Here is a 23,407-nt window from a genome sequence, read left to right as displayed (position 1 = left end):
TAATGAAATTTATTATAGCATCTTCTGGTAAATATCACCATTTCAGCTTAGCAAAAAGTTTATTTAAGACAAATAATCTAAAAAAGATATTTACAGGTTATCCATGGTTTAAAGTTAAAAAAGAAAAACTACCCAAGGAATATGTTTTTTGTATTGGTTTTTTCGAAATAATTATTTTTATTATTAAAAAAATTTCATTTAATAAAGCAGGATTTTTATACAAAAAATTTATTAAATTAAAAAAAATAGTATCTGATAAAATTTTTTTAAGTAGAATAAAAAAAATTAAAAATTTTGATTATTTTCTATGTTTGTCTGGTGATGGATTAAGTTCGGCTAAATATATTAAAAGTTTAAATAAAACTTACATATGTGAGAGAAGCTCATCTCATATTTTATACCAAGAAAAAATTTTAAATGATGAATATAAAAAACTTGGTTTTGAGAGAAAAACCAATAACTGGATTATAGAAAGAGAACTTAAAGAATATGAGTTGGCAGATTTAATTTTAGTTCCATCCAATTTTGTAAAAAAAACATTTGAAGATTATGGCTTAGACAATAAGGTTTGTGTTATTAATTTTGGAGCAAATACTGACGAATTTCAAAAATTGAATATTAAAAAAAATGATGATGATGAGTTTAATATTCTCTTTGTAGGGCAACTTTCAATAAGAAAAGGTCTTCATTATTTAACAAAATCATTTAAAGATTTCGACCACTCCAAAAAGAAATTACATATAGTTGGATCAAGAACTCCTGAAACAAATCTAATTGAAAAATTTTTATACAAAGAAAACACAATATTTTATGGTAATCGTCCAAAAAATGAGATTTGCCAAATCATGAATAAAGTTGATGTGTTTGTGCTACCAAGCTTAGAGGAAGGAATGGCAAATGTAATTCTTGAGGCAACAGCTTGTGGTTTGCCAATTATTTTAACTGAAAATTCTGGTGGCGCAGAGTTAATCGAGAAACTAAACAATGGATTTGTTGTTCCAATTAAAAATTCTCAAGCAATTCTTGAAAAACTTAATCTATTAAAAAACAAAGACATCTTAAAGAAACTTTCTAACAATTCGAAAAAATTTGTTAATTTTTATAATTGGGATAGATATTCAAATGAGTTGAAAAAAAATTTACAATTAAGAAATTTATAAAAAAATAAAAATTGAAAACTTTATTTATTATAGGAAGCTTTTTTCCATCTCAGAAAGGGGGGCCAGATAGCTCTATTTATTGGCTAGTAAAATCTTTAAATGAAAAATCTTATTCTCAAAATTTAGTTTTATCTTTTTTTGATGGTCTAAGTTCTCATGATATAAAAAAATTTAAAATTAAAAAAAATAAAATTTGTAAAATAAAAGGAGTAAATGTAATTTTTTTTAGTTATTTTATTTTTAAAATATTTAGTTTTAACTATTGGTTTTATTTAATTAAAAATTTAAAAAAATATAATTTAATAAATATCAACTCTTATTTTTTTAGTATTTCAATTCTGAGTGCTATAATATTTAAAATTTTTAAAGCAAATTATTATCTATCATTAAGAGGTGAAATTTTTAAAGAAACACTTAATTATAATAAATATTTAAAAATTACATTAATGCCAATATTAAATCGTATCTACAAAAATTCAAAATTTTTACATTGTACTACACATCAAGAAAAAATATCAGCAAAAAAATATCTTCCAAAATTTAATTATGAAATATTTCCAAATATTATAAATGAAGAGAATAAATTTTTTAAAGTTAACTACAAGATCAGAAAAGATTATCTATACTTAGGAAGACTACATAATAAAAAAAATATAGATAAAATTATAACAGCTTTCTTTTTGGCTGAAAAAAAAATTGATAAAAAAATTAAGTTATTAATTGCAGGTAAAGGTGATGAGAAATACACAAATTATCTCAAAAATCTTACAAAAAATAAAAATTTAAAAAACAAAGTAATTTTTCTTGGGCATAAAAATTATACAGAAAAAATGCAATTGATGCTTAAATCAAAATACTTAATTTTTTTTTCAAAAAGTGAAAATTTTGGAAATGTAATTTTAGAGGCTATGCTAAATAGATTGCCTGTCATAGTATCGAAGAACCTACCATGGAAAATACTAAATAACATAAAAGCAGGATATTTAATAGATTATAGTATCGATGCTTTAAAAAAACATATAATTAAATCATCAAAAATAAATAAAAATGAGTACTTTCGACAAATTCATAATTGTAAAATCTTGCTCAGTAAATACTCATCTAAGAAAAATTTACCTATCATAATAAAAATTTTAAAGAAATACGCATGAAACTAGTTTTAGCCGTGATTACTAAAAATGAAGAAATTCATCTTGAAAGATTATTAAAAAATGTAAAAAAAATTGTAAGTGCTATTTATATTGTTGACTCTTATTCAACTGATAATACAGCTAAAATTGCAAAAAAATATAATTCTAAATTCTTTAGAAGAAAATTTGATAATTTTTCTAATCAAAGAAATTATTGTATTTCAAAAATCCCAAAAAAGTTTGACTGGATATTGTTTCTTGATGCTGATGAGTATCTCTCTACAAATTTAAAAAAGGAAATTGTTGATGTAATAAATTCAAATAAATTTGATGCATATAAAATGAAGAGAAGATTTATTTTTGAAAAAACATGGATTAAAAGAGGATATTATCCAAAATGGTTTATCAGAATTGGAAGGAATGGTTTTTTAAAATGCGACAAAAACAAAATCAATGAACATTTAATATGTAAATCTAAAAAAGTAGGAAAGTTAAAGAATGATTTTTATGATCAAAACCTAAATACAAGAGAATATTGGATCAAGAAACATGATCAATACAGTGAATTTGAATCTGAGAGATATTTTAAAAAAGAGACAAGTATTAAGAGAATAATATGGAATTTTTTACCATTAATTTTAAGACCACTAATATTATTTTTTTTTAGAATAATCATAAAGATGTCATTTTTAGATGGGATTAGTGCTATCAAGTATCATTTTCTTCATGACGTTTATTATAGGTTATTGATTGATGTTAAAATTGTAAAAAAAATAATTATGTATAAATAAATGAAATTTCTCATACAAAATATTAGTAATGGAAAAATTGAAATAAGCGAAGGGCCTAAGCCAAAACTATCGAAAAATGAAGTTTTAATTAAAACAAAAAAAAGTCTTATTTCATCTGGCACAGAAAGATATTTGTTAGAGTTTGGAAAATCAAATATAATTAAAAAAATTGTTAACAATAGAGACAAAGTAGAACTAGTTTTAAACAAATTTAAAAATGATGGACTTAGAGATACATTCGAAGCGATCAACAATAAACTAAATACACCAATCCAAATTGGATATTGTAACTTAGGTATAGTTGAAGAGTCTCTTAGTGAAGAATTTAAGCCTGGTGACAAAGTACTATCTAATGGGTATCATGCAGAATACGTAACTGTGAATCAAAATTTATGTGTTAAAGTACCAAACGATATTAATGAGAATGATGCCTTATTTGGTATTCTTGGGGCTATAGCATTAAATGGTATAAGAATAATAAATCCACAAATAAATGAAAATATTGCAGTCTATGGCTTTGGCCTGATAGGTAATATTGTCTCAAAGATTTTGAAAATTTCTGGTTGTAATGTTATTGCCTTAGACAATTCTAACAAATTTAAGGATGCAGAAAAAATCGGTGTAAAATTTATAAACTCTAGTAGTGAAAATATTAATGAGATAATTAACAATCTCACAAATAACAAAGGTGTAGATGCTACAATAGTTTGTTCTAACTCAAATTCAGAAATTCCTTTAAATAATTCAATTTCTATAACAAGAAAATTAGGAAGAGTGGTTTTGATAGGTAATGAAAAAATTAATCTTTTAAGAAAAGAAATGTATGATAAAGAAATTAAATTTGAAGTTTCAAAATCTTATGGCCCAGGAAGATACGATTATAATTACGAAAAACTAGGGCATGATTACCCATTCGAGTATGTTAGATGGACTGAAAAAAGAAATATCGAAACAATAATTGATCTATTAAATAAAAAATTAATAGAATTTAATGAATTAATAGAAAAAAAATATAATTTCGAAAATTATGAAGATGCTTATAAAAATTTAGAAACTACTTCAAATGCAATTATATTTGATTACAATTTTGAAAAAGAAAAAGCTGAAAAACCCAAGTATGATATTTTAAATCTTGAAACAAGAACTCCAAAAAAATTACAATCAGAAATATCCTTAATTGGTTCAGGTAATCATGCATCGAAAATCTTACTGCCTATTTTCAAAAAAGAAGGTTTCCAGTTCAATAACTTATGTGGCGGTTCTGCAAGTTCGTCTTTTGTAATAAAAAAAAAATATAATTTTTTTTCAAATATTGAAAACGAAGATAAAATTTTTAGTGATGTGAACACAAAAAATATTTTAATTTGTACTCCTCATTATTTACATGCTGATCAATTAATTAAAGCAATTCATAATGACAAAAATGTTTTTATTGAAAAGCCAATAGCAATAAATACTTCACAACTGAAAAAAATTAAAAATTGTTTAGTTGGTAAAAAAATAAACTCATTTTTTCATGTAAATTTTAATAGGAGATATTCAATTTTTTCTAAAATTTTAAAAAATAGAATTTGCAATAAAGATATACCTAAAACAATTCAAATAAATGTAAATACCTCACCCTATGAAAAGTTAGATGGTTGGTTATCAGATAAAAATAAAAGTGGCGGTATAATTAATGGAGAAGCATGTCATTTTATTGATCTTGCAAAATTTTTTATAGATTCAAAAATTGTCAATTACGATATTAAAAAAAATGGAAAAAATGAGGATTTTCAAATTTATCTCGGATTTGCTGACCATTCAACTTGTACAATAAATTATTTTTTTTCAGGATCAAAAAATTTTCCCAAAGAAGAAGTTAAAATTTTTTCTAATGGTAATGTTGGTGTAATTAGTAATTTTAAAAAAATTAAAATAGTAGGTAACAAAAATTATTCAAAAAATTCATTATTTTCACAAATGAAAGGTCACAAAGAATCCATAAAAGCATTTAAGAGTAAGATAAAAGAAAGATATTCTGATAATAATTATTTTAATGATATTTTAGATACTACTGAAATTTGTTTGGAACTAAGTGGTGAAATTTAATAAGATAAAACTTTATTACTATACTTTAAGAGATTTAAAACTATCCCAATTTTTCTTCTTTTTAAAATTTTTTTTTATTAAATATAAATTTTTCGAAGAAAAACATACAGATATAAAAAAATTTTGTAAAAAAAAGAAAAAAATAAATTTTATAGAAGATGTCAACGATTATAAAAAAATTATTTTTCACAAAAAATTTAGTAATTTAAAGAAATTTGAAAGACAGAATAATGATCTTCAGAAATTTAATCTTTTTTATCTCAATCATATCTTAAATAAAAATCTCAGTATAAAAAAAAAACAAGCCAATATAAAAAAATTTTATGAATATTCTCTAATTAATAGAAATTCTATAGCTTGGCATCCTTATCCAACAAGTCTAAGATTAATGAATCTTATTAAATTCAAATATGTTTACAATATAAATTCAAAATTTATAGATAATTTCATTTACTCGCATTTTTCTCATTTAAAAAAAAATCTTGAGTATAATTTGGGTGCCAATCATTTATTAACTAATGTAATAGCTTTAAATAAATTTTTTACAATTTGCTTACATAAAACAAAAAAAATAAAAGAAGAAGAAGAAAAATATAGAAATGAACTTGATGAAATTTTGAATTATCAATTTAATTTAAATTTTCATTATGAAAACTCTCCAAAGTATCATCTATTTTTAATAAAACTTATATTAGATCTTGAAATTTTAAAAAAAGTAGTGGGGAAAAAAAATGATAAAAAAAACATAATGTTAATTAAATATGGAATTACTTTTATTAATAATATCAGTCATCCTGATAATATATTACCTTTTTTTAATGATACTAATAAAAATCATTTGAACTTAAAAGAAGTAAAAAAAAGTTTTAAAGATAATTTTGGCAATCTAGAAAAAATAAAAATAAAAAATTTTATCTTTCCAGTAATTTATAATAAAAAATTTAAATTAATTACAAAATGTTCGGAACCAAACCCAAAATATAACCCTGGTCATACCAATGGTGACAATTTAAGTTTTGAGTTATCAATATTAAATAAAAGAATTTTAACCGGAAGAGGTATATCTACTTACGAAAACAATAATGATCGTAAAAATCAAAGATCTTCAAGTAATCATAACACTATTGAAATAGATAATTTAAGCGCTAATGAAGTTTGGAAATCATTCAGAGTAGCTCGAAAATCAAAAATATTAAATCTTAAAATTTCAAACAACTCAATAAATGCCCAGTGTCTAGGGTATTTTTCGGGTTCAAACTTTAGTACTCACAAAAGAAAATGGATTTTAAACAACAAAAGTTTAGAAATAATTGATAATGTTAAAAATAAAGATTTTAAAATTCACTTTAATTTCTCACCAGAGACTAAAGTAAAATATATAAAAAAATTTAACTATTATTCTATTAAAAATGGAAATGTTGATGCAAAAATAAGCTTTGAATCAAGAAAACATAGTTTAAAAGAAATAAATTATTATGAAGACTTTGAAAATATTAAGAAAAGTTTCTGTATAGAGATAATTTCTAAAGATAATTGTAAAACTTTAATTAACTTAATTTGAAAAATATATTAGTCATTATTGGAACAAGACCAGAAGCAATTAAATTTTATCCTTTAATTAAAACTTTAAAGAAAATAAATAAATTTAATGTGAAAATTTGTATTACTTCTCAACACAAAGATTTGCTTACACAAATGTTAAATATTTTTAAAATAAAAATAAATTATGATTTAAAAATGATGAAAAATAATCAATCATTAATTGATATTTTTTCTAAAATGCCAGCTAAACTTAAAAAGGTATATAAAGCTAGTAAGCCAGATATAGTCTTGGTACAGGGTGACACTATGAGTGCAATGATAGCAGCTCAAGTGGCAGATTTTATGAAAATACCTGTTGGTCATATCGAAGCAGGATTGAGAACTCATGACAAGCACTCACCTTGGCCTGAAGAATTATGTCGACAAATTATCGCAAAACATTCATCAATTAATTTTTGCCCAACAACAATAAATGTAAGAAATCTTGAAAAGGAGAAAATTAAAAATAATTTTTTTGACTGGCAATACATTAATAGATTCAATCCAAATTATAAAAAAAAATATTTTTAAAAAAAATTTTCAAAAAAAAGTATTTTTAAAGTTTGAAAAATTTTTATCGTATAAAAATAAAATTTATTTTACACTTCATAGGAGAGAAAATTTTGGAAAACCTTCTGAAAAAATTTTTGATACAATAAAAAAATTCAATCAAGAAGATACCGCAATTATTTATCCTGTACATCCAAATCCAAACATTAAATCAAGTGCATACAAAAATTTAAAAAAATTTAAAAATATTTTTTTAACCAAGCCACTGGATTATTTTGAAAATCTTTACTTAATAAGTAAATCTAATTTGATATTAAGTGACTCTGGTGGAGTTCAAGAAGAAAGCTCAGCATTGTCAAAACCTATTCTTGTTCTTAGAGAAAAAACTGAAAGAGTTGAGATTATTGGTAAAAATGCATATTTGGTAGGAAGCAACCAAAAAAAAATAATCAAATGGTCCAGATTTTTTCTTAAAAAAAAAAAAATTAAGTTTTTTTGTCCTTATGGTGATGGAAATGCAGCTAAAAAAATTACAAATATTTTATTAAAATTCCTAAATGAAAAATAAAAAAATAACTGTTGTAGGTCTTGGATATGTTGGTTTACCCACAGCTTTAAGTTATTGTAAGAAAGGTTTTGAAGTTAATGGTTTTGATATAGATAAAAAGTTAATACTTAATTTGAATAAAGGTATTACAAAAATAGATGAAAAAAATGTTAAAATTTTACTTAAAAAATATATAAAAAAAAAATTTTTTCCAAAATCTTGTTTAGAACCCTCAGATATTTTTATAATTACAGTCCCATCAAATAGAATAGGTACAAGACAAAATTTGAAACCACTATTATCAACCATAAATCTCATTGCAAAAATATTGAAAAAAAATAATCTTATTATTATTGAAACTACTTGTGAGGTAGGGACTACTCAAAAAATAAAAAAAATAATCAACAAAAAAAGACCTGATTTATTTCATAATAAAAAAGAGAATTATTATTTGAGCTATAGTCCTGAAAGAGTTTTTCCTGGAAACTCTTTGTTTGAAATTGAGAATAATGCTAAAATTATTGGAGGCATAAATCATTCAAGTAATCATTACTCAAAAAAAATTATCTCATCAATAAATAATAATTTAAACCTTACTTCTGATAGAGTTGCCGAAACAGTTAAATTAGTTGAAAATTCGTATAGAAATATTCAACTGGGTTTTGTAAATGAATTGTCGATTTTTTCTGAAAAAAACAATTTAGATGTCAATGAAATAATTAAACTATCAAATATGCATCCAAGAATTAATTTGCTTAAACCTGGAATTGGTGTTGGTGGACATTGTATTCCGATAGACCCATATTTTTTAATTAACAGAAAACAAAATGATTTTAAATCAATTAATACAAGTATAAAATCAAATAGTTTTAAAACACTGTGGGTATCAAAAAAAATCCTTAAAATTGTAAAAGAAAAAAAGTTAAATAAAATTCTTATTTTAGGATTAAGCTATAAAGAAAATATAGGTGATTTAAGAGAAAGTCCTGCAATAAGAATTTTAAAAATTATTTCAAAAGCAAACAAAAACTTAAAATTATTTATTTATGATCCATATGTAAAGAAAAGTGATATAAAATTTGAAAAGTATAAAAATATAATTGCAATTAAAAAATCTAGTTTAATAAATTATAAAAAAATCACTACATTTAAATTAGTTAATCACAAAATTTTTGAAAAAAATAAAAATCTAAATAAAAGTTTAATTAAATTTTAATGAATTTAATATTTATCTCAGATAATTATCCTCCTGAGCAAAATGCACTTGCGCAGAGAGCATCATCACACATAGAAATATGGAAAAAAAAAATAAATATTGACTTAATTACATGTTTTCCAAATTATCCTTATGGAAAAATTTTTAGTGGATATAAAAAAAAATTTTTTCAAAAAAAAATCGAAAAAAATTTAACTATCCATAGAATTTGGTCATTTATTGCAAAAAAGGATAATTCATTTTTGAATTTTTTTGATTATGCATCATTTGGAATTTCTTCCTTCTTTTATTGTTTAAATAAAAAATCAGATATAATTTTGTGTTCAAGCCCGCCAATGCCAGTTGCTTTTTTTGCAATATTACTTTCAAAAATAAAAAAAACAAAAATAGTAATAGAAATAAGAGATCTTTGGGTAGATTCTATAGTTGATTTAAAATTAACAAAAAATTTTTTTATAATTTCAATATTAAAAAAGATGGAAAATTTTGTGATTAAAAACTCAAATTTAATTATTTGTGTAACTGAAAATATGAAATTAAAAATAAAAAAATCTTTTCCTAAAAAGAGGGTATTGTTAAGAACTAATGGTTATCAAGAAAAGAAATTAAAAACAAAAACATTTAATCATATATTTAAACATTTTAAAAAAAACAAATCAAAGATTAACTTTACTTATTTAGGCACTATAGGTCTTTCTCAAGATTTTGACAAAATATTTAATTTTTGTAAAAAGCTTGATAAATCAAAATTTTTTTTTAACTTCATTGGCACAGGGTCAGAAATAAATAGTCTAAAAAAAAAGATTCGAGAAGAAAAATTACCAAATTTTTATATTTTTGAGTTAGAAAATCCAATAATTGATAAGAGGATTTATGATTATGTTGATTATGGATTATCTAGTTTGAAAAATATTAAAACATTCAAAAAAGTTGTTCCTTCAAAAATTTATGAATATATTTTTTACAAAAAAAAAATTATTTTTTTTGGTCCAAATGGAGAGACATCTAAACTCATTCAAAAATTAAATATTGGTCATGTTTTTACGCCAAGAAGAAAAATAAATAGAATTCAATTTAATAAAAAACCAAAATTTAAATTAAATAATCAAATTATAAAAAGTTTTTCTCGTAAATTAATTGCAAAAAAAATATTAAACGACTTACAAAAACTGAAAGATGAATAGAATAGAGCAAATAAACCAAAAATATATTAATTATATTATTTTGATATTCCCCTTATCTCTTTTGACGGGTCCATTTATAACTGATATTTTAGTATTAATAAGTGCCTTGTTAGTTTTAACTCTTATAATTAATAAAAAAATTTGGATTAAGAACTTAAATTTAAAAATTTTTTTATATTTTTTTTTATCAATAATAATTTCGTCAATAATTAATTTTTTTCTAAACAATCAGATCATATTTAGTGAGAAAATAATCAGTTTATTCAAATCTTTTGCATACTTAAGATATTTTTTATTCTTTATAATTTTGTATCTCTTCATCAGCACAAGAAAACATTTTTTTAAATTGTATATAGTTTCATCAATAATAATTTGTTTTCTATGTTTTGATACTATTTATCAATATTTATTTAATGAAAATTTATTTGGGTATCACAGTAAATCTAATGGAAGATTAACTAGTATTTTTAATGAAGAGGCAATAATTGGTGGAGTGATTTTAAAATTTTTTTTTATACAATCAATTTGTTTTTTTGTAATAAAAAATTTTTCACAAAATAAATTTATTAACGTTTCATATTTGCTATCAATTATGATAATTTTGCCAACAATCATATTTACTTTGGAAAGAACAAGTGTGCTCTTGTTTACATTTGCAATCTTAATGATAATTTTATTTCAGGAAAATAAAAAATTAAAATTTTATATTTTTTTATTGTTTTCAATTTTAGTTATTTTTTTCTATTCTATGTTTCCAAACGTTTTAGATAGATGGAAAGAAACTAGAAATGATTTAAATAGAAGTATTTATAATTTTGGTTATGTTTCTCATTTTTATAGTGCAGGAAATATGTTTTTAGATAATCCTTTTTTTGGAGTAGGATTAAAAAATTTTAGAAATAATTGTGAGTACTACAAATCAGAAAGTTTTAATATTAAAGATAAAAAATTTTTTAAAAAACTTAGTGAAAAACAAAAGAAAAATTTTTTAAGAAATCTTTGTAGCACTCATCCACATAATACTTATTTTGAGATTATCTCAGAACTTGGGCTTTATGGACTGATCACTTTTTTAATTTTAATATTCAATTTTTATCTTAAAATTTATAAATCTAATACAAAACTTTTGATTATACCTATATTCATTTTATTATTCCCTTTTTTACCCTCAGGAAGTTTTTTTAATAATTATAACTCCGCTTTCTTTTGGTTTATAATTGGACTTACTTTTGCTGCTAAAAAAAATTTAGAAAAAATTTAGAAATTATATTTACGCTTAAAAATTGAACATATTTTTTTTGCTATTATTTCATTTCCCCTATCATTATAATGTACACTATCATAATAAAGTGTCTCATTGTATTCTTTAAATATATCGGAAATATCATAAATAAAATTTTTGTTTTTAGAATGCTTAAGTGCCTCTTTATAGAAATCAAAAATTTGAGCCCAATATAGATTATTCACTTTCATTTCAAAAATTTTCTTTTTACTTTTTTCAAATTCAGTCAAGTGCTTCAAATTTTCATCTAATGCTGGTTGTATGAAAGAAAAATACTCGATTCCTTTATTGGCTAAAAAAAAATTTGTTAATACTAAATTTTCAATAAAGTTCTTTGCAGCAAGAGAAATATTTTTATCAGACATTAAAAAATTATTTTTTATTTTGGTTTCGCCATCTAGTTTCGAATAATTTTGATAATTTTGAACATATCTTTCAATAAAATAATTGAATGAATAATATAATAAAGAAATTCGCAATAATTTTTGATTTATTGCACAAAGAATACAATCTTCTTTTAGATTATTAATTTTATAATTCATTCTCTTAAAATATAAATTGTCGTTTTCTCTCCAAGTATCGTTCAATATATAAGAATTGTGAGCATCATTTCTTCCTGAAAGAGATATTACAGCGTAAGTTTTATAATCTGGCACTATACTTGTTGATAATCTCAAAAACTCTTGAAAAGCTGTATCCCCACTAAATCCTGCATTAATAACTTGAAAATCTTCATCTATTTTTTGCAAACACCTTTCTAAATTAGCTGGTATTGTATTTTTATTTGATGAAGCTCCCCTTCCTTCAACAGTAGAACCGCCAACAAAAAAGATATTTTTTTTTGTTAAATTTTTAAGATCATGTTGAGTATTGTTATTTGAAATAAAACCATATTGATTTGTTGACAAATTATCAGGATAACCAGGCATATGTGCATTAATATTTGGTTTAAATTTCTGTCCCGATCTAAAATCTGTAAAAGTAAATGTTTTATTTTTGTCTAAGTGATAACTATAAAAAGATTTTTTTTTAACAAAAAAATAAACAGTTTGACCCATTAATTCTATAATAAAAAAAAGTATTACTGTTGATAAAATAACTTTATTAAAGCTATTTAGTTTGAATAGTTTCATTTTTAATTAATTTTAAATAAATTTATTTATCAAATTGAGGTATAAATAGATAGTTTTAATAATGTCAATAAAAAATAAAAAAAAAATTTTTAAAATTATCTCAGTATCAACATCAATAATAATAAGTTTTTTCATAGTAGAATTAATATTAACTTTTTCAAATTTTAATTACTACAGAGGTATAGAATACGACAGAGCTATAAGTAAAATTGATGGATTTGATAAAAGAAGAAGGTATGATTATTATCAAGAAAAAATTTTAACTGATCCCAAAACAGTAGTTACTATTGCACCATATTGGCATCTAAATAAAAAGAAGAAAATTTTACCATTATCTGGAATATCAAATCAAAACACAATTTATTGCAACGAACTAGGTTTTTTTTCAGAATATATTAGTGATAGGTATGGATTAAATAATCCAGATAACGTTTGGAACAAAAACCCAAATATAATAATCCTTGGAGATTCTTATGCTCATGGTGCCTGTTTAAATGAGCCCGACACAATTGTTGGCAATATGAGAAAACATGATCTGGATATTGGAAATATTTCTTATGGTGGAAATGGCCCTTTATTAGAACTTGCAACTTTAAAAGAAATTTTAAATGTTTCAAATCCAGAAACAGTTATATGGTTTTTTGCTGAGGCTAATGATCTATCTCAACTAGAATTTACAAAAAAAGATCCTATTCTTATAAAATATCTCAATTTAGATAAGTTTAATCAAAAAATATTTCTTAAACAAAACCAAACTGATAAATTTTTATATTCAATACTTGAAGATCAACTTATTTTAGAAGAAAAACAAAAAAATCAATATAAAAAAAAAATAAAAAAAAGAAAAAATTTAAAAAAAAAAAATTTAAAAAATTTCTTAACTTTAACAAGAGTTAGAGGTCTTCTGATTAAGATAGTATGGAAACCGCGAAACAAATATATGAAGTATGATTTAAAGCTGTTTAGCAATATCTCTAAAAAAATAAAATCAATTACTGATCAAAATAATATTGAGTTAATTTTTGTTTATTTGCCTCAATTCGCAAGATATAGTTATCTGCAAAATAATAAAGAGACTTTCAAAAACTATAAAGACGTTATTAAAATTATTGAAAATCTAAATATTAAAATTGTTGATATAAAAATACTATTTGATAAATACGATGATCCAAAAACTTTTTTTCCATTGAATATAGGTGGTCATTATAATAAAAAAGGTGCAGAAGTCGTAGCTAAAGAAATACTAAAAAATATTATTAAATAATGAATAAAACTCCTTCAAATAAAAGTTTTGGTTATGTTTTTTCAATTTTTTTTTTAATACTAGCAATACTTTTCTTTGAAAATATATTTGACCTAAAAACTTTACTATTATTAGTTTTATCTTTAATCTTTTTTATACTTGGTTTTTTTAATGCAAAATTTCTTCAACCTTTTAATAATTTATGGACAAAATTAGGAATTTTACTAGGTAGAATTATTTCTCCAATTGTTATGTTTATAGTTTATTTTGGAACTATATTTCCAATAAAAATATTAATAATTTTATTTGGTAAAGATTTATTAAGTTTAAAATATAGTAGAAATAAAGACACATATTGGGTATTAAGAAAAGATAAAACAAACTTAAAAGATCAGTTTTGATGTCATTTATTATTGAATTTTACAGATTTCTGAAAGCTAGAAAAAAATACTGGCTTTATCCAATACTTCTAGTTTTAATAATTTTTGGTGTTTTAATAGTTTTAACACAGGGCACTGCTGTAGCTCCATTCATCTACACAATTTTTTAGAAATGTCATATTTGCTGGGATTGTCTGCATTTTACCATGACAGTTCTGCAGTTTTATTTAAAAAGGACAAAGTTTTATCTGCTGTGCAAGAGGAGAGATTTACAAGAGTCAAGCATGATTCTAGCTTCCCAGTAAATTGTATAAAATTTATATTAAAAGAAAACAGCTTGCAGCTTAATGATTTAGACAAAATAATATTTTACGAAAAACCTTTTCTAAAGTTTGAAAGACTTTTAGAAACACATTTGGCATTTGCGCCTAGGGGATTTAAATCATTTTGCGCTTCTATGCCTATATGGTTAAGAGAAAAATTATTTCAAAAAAAACTTATTGGTGATCATTTAAAGAGTATAGATAAAAAATTTAACATAAATGATAAGTTGTTATTTTCAGAACATCACTTAAGTCATGCGGCTAGTGCCTTTTACCCGAGCCCCTTTGAAAATGCTGTAATTCTAACACTTGATGGTGTTGGCGAATGGGCAACAACAACGGTCGCTTTAGGTCAAAAGAACAAAATTGACATAATAAAAGAAATAAATTTCCCTCACTCAATTGGGTTACTTTATTCTGCTTTCACATACTATTTGGGTTTTAAAGTAAATAGTGGAGAATACAAAGTAATGGGTCTAGCTCCTTATGGAACTCCAAAATATAAAGATAAAATTTTAAATAATCTTTTAGATTTAAAAGAAGATGGATCTTTTAGAATAAATATGAAATATTTTAATTATGCAACGGGTTTAACGATGATTAATAATAAATTTGTTGATTTATTCGGTCAGAAAATTAGATCACCAGAAAAAGACAAATTAACTCAATTCCATATGGATATTGCAGCTTCTATACAGTCTGTGATTGAATACATAATACTTAAAATTGTTAAAAATTTAAGTTTAATTTATAAATTTGAAAACCTCTGTTTGGCAGGAGGTGTTGCTCTTAATTGTGTGGCAAATGGAAAAATTCTTAAGGAAAAATTCTTTAAAAATATTTGGATACAACCAGCTGCTGGTGATGCAGGAGGATCTTTAGGGGCACCTCTTTATTATTGGTACGATGTACTTGGTAATAAACGAGAATATGGGAAAGATATGATGTCTGGATCATACTTGGGTCCAAGTTATAATTCTGATGAAATTAAGAAAAAACTAAATAATTTAGGTGCTAATTACGAGGAATTCTCAGAAAGCGATCTTTTAAAATTAGTTGCAAAAGAATTAAGTAATGAAAAAGCTATTGGGTGGTTCCAGGGCAAAATGGAATTTGGTCCTAGATCGTTGGGTTCAAGATCAATTATTGCAGATCCAAGATCTAATAAAATGCAAAAAAATTTGAATCTAAAAGTGAAATTTAGAGAAAGTTTTAGACCCTTTGCTCCAGCAGTCTTGAAAGAAAAAGTTAAGGAGTATTTTGATATTGATTGTGACAGCCCATATATGCTTTTAGTAGCACAAATCCAAAATAATAAAAAAAAAGAAATGTCAGAAGAGGCACAAAATTTATTTGGAATTGAAAAGCTAAATGTTGTCAGATCAGAAATTCCTGCGGTAACACATGTTGATTATTCAGCAAGAATTCAGACTGTAGATATTAAGACAAATAAAAAATTTCATGATTTAATATCTGAATTTGAGAAGATCACAAATGTACCAGTCTTAGTTAATACTTCGTTCAATATTAGAGGAGAGCCAATAGTTTGTAATATTGAAGATGCTTATAATTGTTTTATGGGAACAGATTTAGACATTTTAGTATTAGAGAATTTTGTTTTATACAAAAATAAGCAAGCAAAAAGTAAAAAAATAGATTACAAAAATAAATTCAAATTAGACTAATCTAGATAAATGTAATAAAAAAAACAAAATATATCTTATTTTATTTTCTTTTTTTTCTATTTTTATTTTAATATTAGAATTATCAATAAGACTATTTACACCTTTTCCAATTACGCCGTCTTCAAATCAAAAATATCATCCCGAACTAGGATATGTGCTCAAAAAAAATATTGCAGATGTTGATAATTTTGGTTTTAGGTCTATGATAAAATATGAGGATGCTGACCTAGTTGTAATTGGTGACAGTCACACTTATGGTTATGATGCACATACAAAAGATAGTTTTGTCAGTTTTTTAGATAATGCTTATAATGCTGGTATTCCAAGTTATGGAATATTTAATTATATAGATAATTTTTTGAGAAAACTTTAGCATTTAATTTTTATTGGAAATAATAATCTTAGTGTTTTAGAGCCTATATCATTACATAAAAAATTTTTTTCAGTGCATAAATCAAGCCAATTGAGCTATTAGTACTGGTCAGCTGCACGCATTACTGCGCTTCCACATCCAGCCTATCAACGTGGTGGTCTACCACGGCTCTATAGGAAGAACTAGTTTCGAGGTGAGTTTCCCGCTTAGATGCTTTCAGCAGTTATCTCGTCCATACTTAGCTACCCGGCACTGCAGCTGGCGCTACAACCGGTCCACCAGTGGTATGTTCAACCCGGTCCTCTCGTACTAGGGTCAACTCCTCTCAATTCTTCTACACGCATAGCAGATAGGGACCGAACTGTCTCACGACGTTCTGAACCCAGCTCACGTACCACTTTAATTGGCGAACAGCCAAACCCTTGGGACCTGCTCCAGCCCCAGGATGTGATGAGCCGACATCGAGGTGCCAAACACTGCCGTCGATATGAGCTCTTGGGCAGTATCAGCCTGTTATCCCCGGCGTACCTTTTATCCGTTGAGCGATGGCCCTTCCACTCAGAACCACCGGATCACTATGACCGACTTTCGTCTCTGCTCGACTTGTCAGTCTCACAGTCAGGCAGGCTTATGCCATTGCACTCTACGAACGATTTCTGACCGTTCTGAGCCTACCTTCGCACGCCTCCGTTACTATTTGGGAGGCGACCGCCCCAGTCAAACTACCCACCATACAATGTCTTGATGCCGGATAACGGCAATCAGTTAGATACCAAGAAAAACAAAAGAGGTATTTCACTGGTGACTCCACAATAACTGACGCCATTGCTTCAATGTCTCCCTCCTATACTAAATATGTTTTTCCTAATACCAATGTAAAGTTGCAGTAAAGGTGCACGGGGTCTTTCCGTCTAACTACGCGAACTCCGCATCTTCACGGAGAATTCAATTTCACTGAGTTGATGTTGGAGACAGCGGAGAAATCGTTACGCCATTCATGCAGGTCGGAACTTACCCGACAAGGAATTTCGCTACCTTAGGACCGTTATAGTTACGGCCGCCGTTTACTGGGGCTTCAGAAGTTAGCTTGCACCAACCGCATTAACCTTCCAGCACCGGGCAGGCGTCAGACCCTATACATCCACTTACGTGTTAGCAGAGCCCTGTGTTTTTGATAAACAGTCGCTTCTCCCTGGCTTGTGCCACCCATCTTTAGTTGCCTAAAAACAGGTCTTCCTTATCCCGAAGTTACGGAAGCATTTTGCCGAGTTCCTTCAACATCATTCTCTCAAGCGCCTAAATATACTCTATTAATCCACCTGTGTCGGTTTAGGGTACGGTCTAATGATGGAGCTATTTCTTGGAACCTTTTCGCGGCAAGTTCAATCCATTAAGAACTCACAACTTACAAGATCCGTCACTACCATCTGGTTAAGGAATATTAACCTTATTTCCATCGACTACGGCTTTCGCCCTCGCCTTAGGTGCCGACTAACTCTGCGCGGATTAACCTTGCGCAGAAACCCTTGGATTTTCGGCGAAGAAGTTTTTCACTTCTTTTATCGTTACTTATGTCAGCATTCGCACTTCTGATACCTCCAGGATTTCTCACGAATATCCCTTCGCAGGCTTACAGAACGTTCCGCTACCAGTTATAATTTCCGAAGAAATTACAAATCCACAGATTCGGTATATGATTTTAGCCCCGTTACATCTTCGGCGCAGAAACTCTATTAGACCGGTGAGCTGTTACGCTATCTTTAAAGGATGGCTGCTTCTAAGCCAACCTCCCGGCTGTTAAGGAATTTCCACATCCTTTCACACTTAATCATAATTTGGGGACCTTATCTGGTGGTCTGGGCTCTTTCCCTCTCGACCATGGACCTTAGCACCCACAGTCTGTCTGCTGAAGAACAACATTTAGCATTCGGAGTTTTATTAGGTTTGGTAAGAATCTCTTCCCCCTAGCCCATTTAGTGCTCTACCTCTAAACGTCTATTTATTCAACGCACTACCTAAATAGTTTTCGCGGAAAACCAGCTATCTACGAATTTGGTTGGCCTTTCACCCCTTACCACAAGTCATCCAAAGACTTTTCAACGTCAACTGGTTCGGTCCTCCGGTTGGTGTTACCCAACTTTCAACCTGCTCATGGTAAGCTCATTCGTTTTCGGGTCTAATTCATAAAACTAATCGCCCTATTAAGACTTGCTTTCGCTGCGCCTACACCTAGATGGCTTAAGCTTGCTTTATAAATTAAGTCACTGACCCATTATACAAAAGGTACGCCGTCACTCTAAAAAGAGCTTCGACTGATTGTAGGCATGCGGTTTCAGGTTCTATTTCACTCCCCTAATAGGGGTTCTTTTCACCTTTCCCTCACGGTACTAGTTCACTATCGGTCACTGAAGAGTATTTAGGCTTAGAGGGTGGTCCCCCTATATTCGAGCAGGATTTCACGTGTCCCGCTTTACTCAAGAATTTTGTTAAACATTACTCATACGGGACTATCACCCTCTATGGTTAGCATTTCCATACTATTCAAATTTTTTCAACAAAACTACTGGCCTAGTCCGCGTTCGCTCGCCACTACTAACGGAATCTCAATTGATTTCTTTTCCTCTGGTTACTTAGATGTTTCAGTTCTCCAGGTTGTCTCTTTAAACCTATGTATTCAGTTTAAAGTACCACATAAAGTGGTGGGTTTCCCCATTCGGAAATTTTCGGATCAAAACTTACATACAGCTCCCCGAAACTTATCGCAGTATATCACGTCCTTCATCGGCTTTCAGTGCCAAGGCATCCACTACACGCCCTTAAACGCTTGATTTATGCACAGAAAAAAATTCTGTGTTGAATCAAATTTTTATTTTGAACATTAGCTAATAACATTACTAATGTTCGGATATAGATATTGATATTAATTATTAATTTTTTTACGATTTTTTATAGCTAAGTGTTTTGGTGGAGGATAGCGGGATCGAACCGCTGACCTCCTGAATGCAAATCAGGCGCTCTCCCAGCTGAGCTAATCCCCCATGATCTTAAATTGGTGGGCCGAGAAAGACTCGAACTTTCGACCCCACCCTTATCAAGGGTGTGCTCTAACCAACTGAGCTACCGGCCCCTATGCAAAGAGAAACACTACTTTAAGAAGAGAAATGAGGACGGTCAACATTACCTGTATATTATTTAGAATGAAATTTTACTTTCATTCATCCTTAGAAAGGAGGTAATCCAGCCGCAGGTTCCCCTACGGCTACCTTGTTACGACTTCACCCCAGTCGCTGACTATACCGTGGTCAAGGGTTTTAAACCTTGCCTTAAGGTAGAACCAACTCCCATGGTGTGACGGGCGGTGTGTACAAGACCCGGGAACGCATTCACCGTGGCACGCTGATCCACGATTACTAGTAATTCCAGCTTCATGCACTCGAGTTGCAGAGTGCAATCCGAACTGAGGTATCTTTTAAGGATTTGCTTGACCTCGCAGTCTTGCTTCCTGTTGTAGATACCATTGTAGCACGTGTGTAGCCCAACACGTAAGGGCCATGAGGACTTGACGTCATCCCCACCTTCCTCCAGCTTATCACTGGCAGTTCTTTCAGAGTGCCCAACTAAATGATGGCAACTAAAAGTGAGGGTTGCGCTCGTTGCGGGACTTAACCCAACATCTCACGACACGAGCTGACGACAGCCATGCAGCACCTGTGTTTCGTCCGGCCGAACCGAAAACTCTAATCTCTTAGAGTCGCGACGAACATGTCAAGTGTTGGTAAGGTTCTGCGCGTATCTTCGAATTAAACCACATGCTCCACTACTTGTGCGGGTCCCCGTCAATTCATTTGAGTTTTAACCTTGCGGTCGTACTCCCCAGGCGGTGTGTTTATCGCTTTCGCTGCGACACTGAAAATAAATTTCCAACGTCTAACACACATCGTTTACGGCATGGACTACGAGGGTATCTAATCCTCTTCGCTACCCATGCTTTCGTTCCTCAGTGTCAGTAATGATCCAGAAAGCTGCCTTCGCAATTGGTATTCTTTCTAATATCTACGAATTTCACCTCTACACTAGAAATTCTGCTTTCCTCTATCATACTCTAGCTGAAAAGTTTTAATGGCAGTTCCAGAGTTAAGCTCTGGGATTTCACCACTAACTTTTTCAACCACCTACGAACTCTTTAAGCCCAGTAATTCCGAACTACGCTAGGTCCCTTCGTATTACCGCGGCTGCTGGCACGAAGTTAGCCGGACCTTCTTATTCGGGTACAGTCATTTTCTTCCCCGACGAAAGAGCTTTACAACCCAAGGGCCTTCTTCACTCACGCGGCATCGCTGCATCAGAGTTTCCTCCATTGTGCAAGATTCCCCACTGCTGCCTCCCGTAGGAGTTTGGGCCGTGTCTCAGTCCCAATGTGGCTGATCATCCTCTCAAATCAGCTATTGATCACAGTCTTGGTAGGCCATTACCCCACCAACAAACTAATCAAGTGCAGGCTCATCCAATGGTGCATAAAGCTTTCTCCGTAAAGACTTATCCGGTATTAGCACAAGTTTCCTCGTGTTATTCCAGGCCAAAGGGTAGATACCTACATGTTACTCACCCGTCTGCCACTAAGTATTGCTACTTCGTTCGACTTGCATGTGTTAGGCGTGCCGCCAGCGTACGTTCTGAGCCATGATCAAACTCTCAAGTTTAAAAACGGCGCACACTAGCTTCCATATAAATTCTAAGAATAAAATTTATATGTGATTGAAGTGTGTACGACAAATTTTTGGTAACCTTAACCGTCCACACTTCTCTTCTTAAATTTTAACTTTTAAAATAGCTAATTGAGCAAAAAAAGCTCAATAATCCTCACTAATTTATTGTGTTAACAATAATTTCACTGAGAAAGTTCAGTGCTTATAGGCTAAAAATAACGGAAATCAAGCTTTTAAGAATAAATTTTTAAATAAAAACATCGCATTTTAAGGGCTTTTTTTTGATTTTTTACACTCTCTAAACTAATAATTGTGTTCACTTAAATATAAAATGTTTAAAGATCTATTTAGTAAGATTAAAAAAAATATTGAAATTTTTAGTTTAGTTTTATTGATTATTCTTACTGCTATCTCCACTAGTTATTTTAATTCTACAAAAAAAGAGGGTTTAGAAATCTATAATAATTTTATTGATAACATCTATTTTAAAAAAACTCTTACACACATAGTTGAAAACCTTGAACCAAAATACAAAAAAATAAAACATAAAATAAGATCTGGTGAAACATTTGATAAAATTTTAGAGAATTATCTAATACAAAAAAAAGAAATATTAGAAATAAAAAATGCTCTAGAAAAAAAAATTAACCTTAATAAATTGAATACAAAACAAATTATTGAGTTCAGCTTAGATAAAACTACTAATCAAATTAATGAATTTACTTTTCAAATATCAAATAAACAAAAAATATTTTTAATTAGAGATAATTCTAAAAATACTTTTAACGATGAAATTATATCAATTAAATTGGATAAAAAAATAATCTACAAAGAAAACATAATTTTACAAAGTTTATATAAAGCTGCAACAGATGAAAAAATACCAGCAAATATAATAATTGAATTTGCTAGGATATATGGTTTTCAAGTAGACTTTCAAAGAGATATAAGAAAACAAGATAAGTTTCAAATAATGTATGAAGTTCTACTCAATGACAAAAATGAAATCATTGAAACAGGAGAAATACTTTTCGCTAATTTAAAATTAAGTGGTCAAGATAATGGGCTTTATTATTTTGATAAAGAAGGAAGCGAAGGTCATTATGATAAAAATGGTAAGAGTGTTAAAAAAGCTTTAATGAAAACTCCAATTAATGGAGCAAGACTTTCGTCTCCTTTTGGTATGAGAAAACATCCTATAGATGGATACAATAAAATGCATAGAGGTACCGATTTTGCTGCACCCACAGGAACGCCTATTATGGCATCTGGTGACGGTGTTGTAAAAAAAGCTGGATGGTGTGGTGGAGGTGGTAACTGTGTAAAAATAAGACATAACTCAACTTATCAAACAGTGTATGCTCACATGTCAAAGTTTGCTCGTGGCATTAAAGCAGGAGTAAGAGTAAAACAAGGTCAAACAATTGGCTACGTTGGTTCAACAGGTAAGTCTACTGGACCTCATTTACATTACGAAGTAATTGTAAATGGAAAAAAAGTTAATTCTCAAAAACTAAAACTTCCTTCAGGTAAAATATTAAAAGGTAAAGAGAGAAAATTATTTGAAACTAATAAAATCAAATTGGATGTTCTTAAATCAGAAAAAATTATAGGTTTGAATTAATTAGCCTCTGCTGGTGTTTCAGTTTGAATATCTAAGTTAGAATTATCTTTTAAATTTTTTTCAGAAACATCAATATTTTCTGATGGCTTATTTGTTTCTTTTTCATTTTCATCAGATTTCTCTTCTAAATTTCTCTCTTTTTTGAAGCTTTCTCTTTCATTTAGTATTCTTGTAAAATGATCAGCATGCTGAAGATAATTTTCAGAAAGAATTTTATCACCATTTGACAAAGCCTCTCTAGCTAAATCATTGTACTTTTCGATTAATTTTGGTGCATTGTGATTGTTTCTGCCTGGAGACTTTCTTTTGAAATTATCACCATTAGAAAAATTTGAACTAAATTTCTGCCTGTCACCATTAGATTTAAAATTTCTGTCGTTTCTTCTAAAATTATTTCTTCTATTGTTGTTATTACTGTTGTTCCTAAATGTTACCATGATTTAAATAA

General features: G+C 28.0%; 16 protein-coding genes, 2 tRNA genes, 2 rRNA genes and 1 pseudogene. 15 read left to right on the top strand and 6 right to left on the bottom strand.

Annotated features, from left to right (window positions below):
- Positions 1-2 precede the first annotated feature (2 nt).
- The 9 genes and pseudogenes from AMN99_RS01085 to AMN99_RS01045 all read left to right on the top strand — a co-directional run bounded on the left by AMN99_RS01085 (position 3) and on the right by AMN99_RS01045 (position 11,471).
- Positions 3-1,160 carry a glycosyltransferase family 4 protein gene (locus AMN99_RS01085; protein ID WP_075506010.1) on the top strand — a complete coding sequence of 386 codons (1,158 nt, stop codon included), beginning with the start codon at positions 3-5 and terminating at the stop codon, positions 1,158-1,160.
- Between the two features lie 11 nt (positions 1,161-1,171).
- Positions 1,172-2,311, top strand: a complete 1,140-nt coding sequence (locus AMN99_RS01080; RefSeq protein ID WP_075506009.1) for a glycosyltransferase — start codon at positions 1,172-1,174, stop codon at positions 2,309-2,311.
- The gene (locus AMN99_RS01075; RefSeq protein WP_075506008.1) at positions 2,308-3,081 is read left to right on the top strand and encodes a glycosyltransferase family 2 protein; all 774 of its coding nucleotides are present in this window, start codon (positions 2,308-2,310) and stop codon (positions 3,079-3,081) included. Before AMN99_RS01080 ends, AMN99_RS01075 begins: the two co-directional genes overlap by 4 nt.
- Complete coding sequence (locus AMN99_RS01070) at positions 3,082-5,172, top strand: bi-domain-containing oxidoreductase (RefSeq protein ID WP_075506007.1); 2,091 nt, start codon at positions 3,082-3,084, stop codon at positions 5,170-5,172.
- On the top strand, positions 5,159-6,733 hold the full coding sequence (locus tag AMN99_RS01065; RefSeq protein WP_143323901.1) for a heparinase II/III family protein: 1,575 nt from the start codon (positions 5,159-5,161) through the stop codon (positions 6,731-6,733). The genes AMN99_RS01070 and AMN99_RS01065 overlap by 14 nt, the downstream gene beginning before the upstream one ends.
- An 89-nt stretch (positions 6,734-6,822) precedes the next feature.
- Positions 6,823-7,831: pseudogene (gene wecB / locus AMN99_RS05860) on the top strand (non-hydrolyzing UDP-N-acetylglucosamine 2-epimerase).
- Complete coding sequence (locus AMN99_RS01055) at positions 7,821-9,026, top strand: nucleotide sugar dehydrogenase (protein ID WP_075506005.1); 1,206 nt, start codon at positions 7,821-7,823, stop codon at positions 9,024-9,026. The pseudogene wecB and the gene AMN99_RS01055 overlap by 11 nt, the downstream one beginning before the upstream one ends.
- The gene (locus AMN99_RS01050; protein WP_075506004.1) at positions 9,026-10,210 is read left to right on the top strand and encodes a glycosyltransferase family 4 protein; all 1,185 of its coding nucleotides are present in this window, start codon (positions 9,026-9,028) and stop codon (positions 10,208-10,210) included. The genes AMN99_RS01055 and AMN99_RS01050 overlap by 1 nt, the downstream gene beginning before the upstream one ends.
- 346 nt (positions 10,211-10,556) lie before the next feature.
- Positions 10,557-11,471 (top strand): O-antigen ligase family protein, encoded by a 915-nt coding sequence (locus AMN99_RS01045; protein WP_179850419.1) that lies wholly within the window; start codon positions 10,557-10,559, stop codon positions 11,469-11,471.
- On the opposite strand, the gene AMN99_RS01040 is transcribed toward AMN99_RS01045, so the two are convergent.
- A complete protein-coding gene (locus AMN99_RS01040) occupies positions 11,468-12,625 on the bottom strand; it encodes an SGNH/GDSL hydrolase family protein (protein ID WP_075506002.1) in 1,158 nt (385 codons plus the stop codon). The genes AMN99_RS01045 and AMN99_RS01040 overlap by 4 nt on opposite strands.
- 61 nt (positions 12,626-12,686) lie before the next feature.
- On the opposite strand from AMN99_RS01040, the gene AMN99_RS05730 reads away from it, so the two are divergent.
- From AMN99_RS05730 to AMN99_RS01020, 5 genes are all read left to right on the top strand, one after another.
- Complete coding sequence (locus AMN99_RS05730) at positions 12,687-13,889, top strand: SGNH/GDSL hydrolase family protein (RefSeq protein ID WP_075506001.1); 1,203 nt, start codon at positions 12,687-12,689, stop codon at positions 13,887-13,889.
- Entirely contained in the window at positions 13,889-14,269 is a 381-nt protein-coding gene (locus tag AMN99_RS01030) for a hypothetical protein (protein WP_075506000.1), read from the top strand. Before AMN99_RS05730 ends, AMN99_RS01030 begins: the two co-directional genes overlap by 1 nt.
- Complete coding sequence (locus AMN99_RS05855) at positions 14,269-14,418, top strand: DUF5989 family protein (protein ID WP_256998083.1); 150 nt, start codon at positions 14,269-14,271, stop codon at positions 14,416-14,418. The genes AMN99_RS01030 and AMN99_RS05855 overlap by 1 nt, the downstream gene beginning before the upstream one ends.
- 2 nt (positions 14,419-14,420) lie before the next feature.
- Positions 14,421-16,256 (top strand): carbamoyltransferase family protein, encoded by a 1,836-nt coding sequence (locus AMN99_RS01025; protein WP_075505999.1) that lies wholly within the window; start codon positions 14,421-14,423, stop codon positions 16,254-16,256.
- 154 nt (positions 16,257-16,410) lie between these two features.
- Positions 16,411-16,629 carry a hypothetical protein gene (locus tag AMN99_RS01020; RefSeq protein ID WP_075505998.1) on the top strand — a complete coding sequence of 73 codons (219 nt, stop codon included), beginning with the start codon at positions 16,411-16,413 and terminating at the stop codon, positions 16,627-16,629.
- Positions 16,630-16,706: 77 nt separating this feature from the next.
- Here the strand turns inward: AMN99_RS01020 and AMN99_RS01015 are convergent.
- The 4 genes from AMN99_RS01015 to AMN99_RS01000 form a co-directional block, all read right to left on the bottom strand.
- Positions 16,707-19,459: ribosomal RNA gene (locus tag AMN99_RS01015) — 23S ribosomal RNA — on the bottom strand.
- 132 nt (positions 19,460-19,591) lie between these two features.
- A tRNA-Ala gene (locus AMN99_RS01010) sits at positions 19,592-19,667 on the bottom strand.
- 12 nt (positions 19,668-19,679) lie between these two features.
- A tRNA-Ile gene (locus tag AMN99_RS01005) sits at positions 19,680-19,756 on the bottom strand.
- Between the two features lie 98 nt (positions 19,757-19,854).
- Positions 19,855-21,329, bottom strand: a 16S ribosomal RNA gene (locus AMN99_RS01000).
- The 16S and 23S rRNA genes sit together here with 2 tRNA genes alongside, the layout of an rRNA operon.
- Before the next feature lie 337 nt (positions 21,330-21,666).
- On the opposite strand from AMN99_RS01000, the gene AMN99_RS00995 reads away from it, so the two are divergent.
- The gene (locus AMN99_RS00995; protein WP_075505997.1) at positions 21,667-22,959 is read left to right on the top strand and encodes a M23 family metallopeptidase; all 1,293 of its coding nucleotides are present in this window, start codon (positions 21,667-21,669) and stop codon (positions 22,957-22,959) included.
- Here the strand turns inward: AMN99_RS00995 and AMN99_RS00990 are convergent.
- On the bottom strand, positions 22,956-23,396 hold the full coding sequence (locus tag AMN99_RS00990) for a DUF4167 domain-containing protein (protein ID WP_075505996.1): 441 nt from the start codon (positions 23,394-23,396) through the stop codon (positions 22,956-22,958). The genes AMN99_RS00995 and AMN99_RS00990 overlap by 4 nt on opposite strands.
- Between the last annotated feature and the right edge of the window lie 11 nt (positions 23,397-23,407).

Source organism: Candidatus Pelagibacter communis (genome assembly GCF_001180225.1).
In the GTDB taxonomy this organism is placed as follows: Bacteria; Pseudomonadota; Alphaproteobacteria; order Pelagibacterales; family Pelagibacteraceae; genus Pelagibacter; species Pelagibacter ubique_D.
This window is presented reverse-complemented; position numbering and strand designations above follow the sequence as displayed.

Excerpts from the sequence above, each read along its gene's own strand:
- AMN99_RS01085 (WP_075506010.1), top strand. The coding sequence starts at position 3 with ATGAAATTTATTATAGCATCTTCTGGTAAATATCACCATTTCAGCTTA.
- AMN99_RS01075 (WP_075506008.1), top strand. The coding sequence starts at position 2,308 with ATGAAACTAGTTTTAGCCGTGATTACTAAAAATGAAGAAATTCATCTT.
- AMN99_RS01070 (WP_075506007.1), top strand. The coding sequence starts at position 3,082 with ATGAAATTTCTCATACAAAATATTAGTAATGGAAAAATTGAAATAAGC.
- AMN99_RS01055 (WP_075506005.1), top strand. The coding sequence starts at position 7,821 with ATGAAAAATAAAAAAATAACTGTTGTAGGTCTTGGATATGTTGGTTTA.
- AMN99_RS01050 (WP_075506004.1), top strand. The coding sequence starts at position 9,026 with ATGAATTTAATATTTATCTCAGATAATTATCCTCCTGAGCAAAATGCA.
- AMN99_RS01040 (WP_075506002.1), bottom strand. The coding sequence starts at position 12,625 with ATGAAACTATTCAAACTAAATAGCTTTAATAAAGTTATTTTATCAACA.
- AMN99_RS05730 (WP_075506001.1), top strand. The coding sequence starts at position 12,687 with ATGTCAATAAAAAATAAAAAAAAAATTTTTAAAATTATCTCAGTATCA.
- AMN99_RS01030 (WP_075506000.1), top strand. The coding sequence starts at position 13,889 with ATGAATAAAACTCCTTCAAATAAAAGTTTTGGTTATGTTTTTTCAATT.
- AMN99_RS05855 (WP_256998083.1), top strand. The coding sequence starts at position 14,269 with ATGTCATTTATTATTGAATTTTACAGATTTCTGAAAGCTAGAAAAAAA.
- AMN99_RS01025 (WP_075505999.1), top strand. The coding sequence starts at position 14,421 with ATGTCATATTTGCTGGGATTGTCTGCATTTTACCATGACAGTTCTGCA.
- AMN99_RS00995 (WP_075505997.1), top strand. The coding sequence starts at position 21,667 with ATGTTTAAAGATCTATTTAGTAAGATTAAAAAAAATATTGAAATTTTT.
- AMN99_RS00990 (WP_075505996.1), bottom strand. The coding sequence starts at position 23,396 with ATGGTAACATTTAGGAACAACAGTAATAACAACAATAGAAGAAATAAT.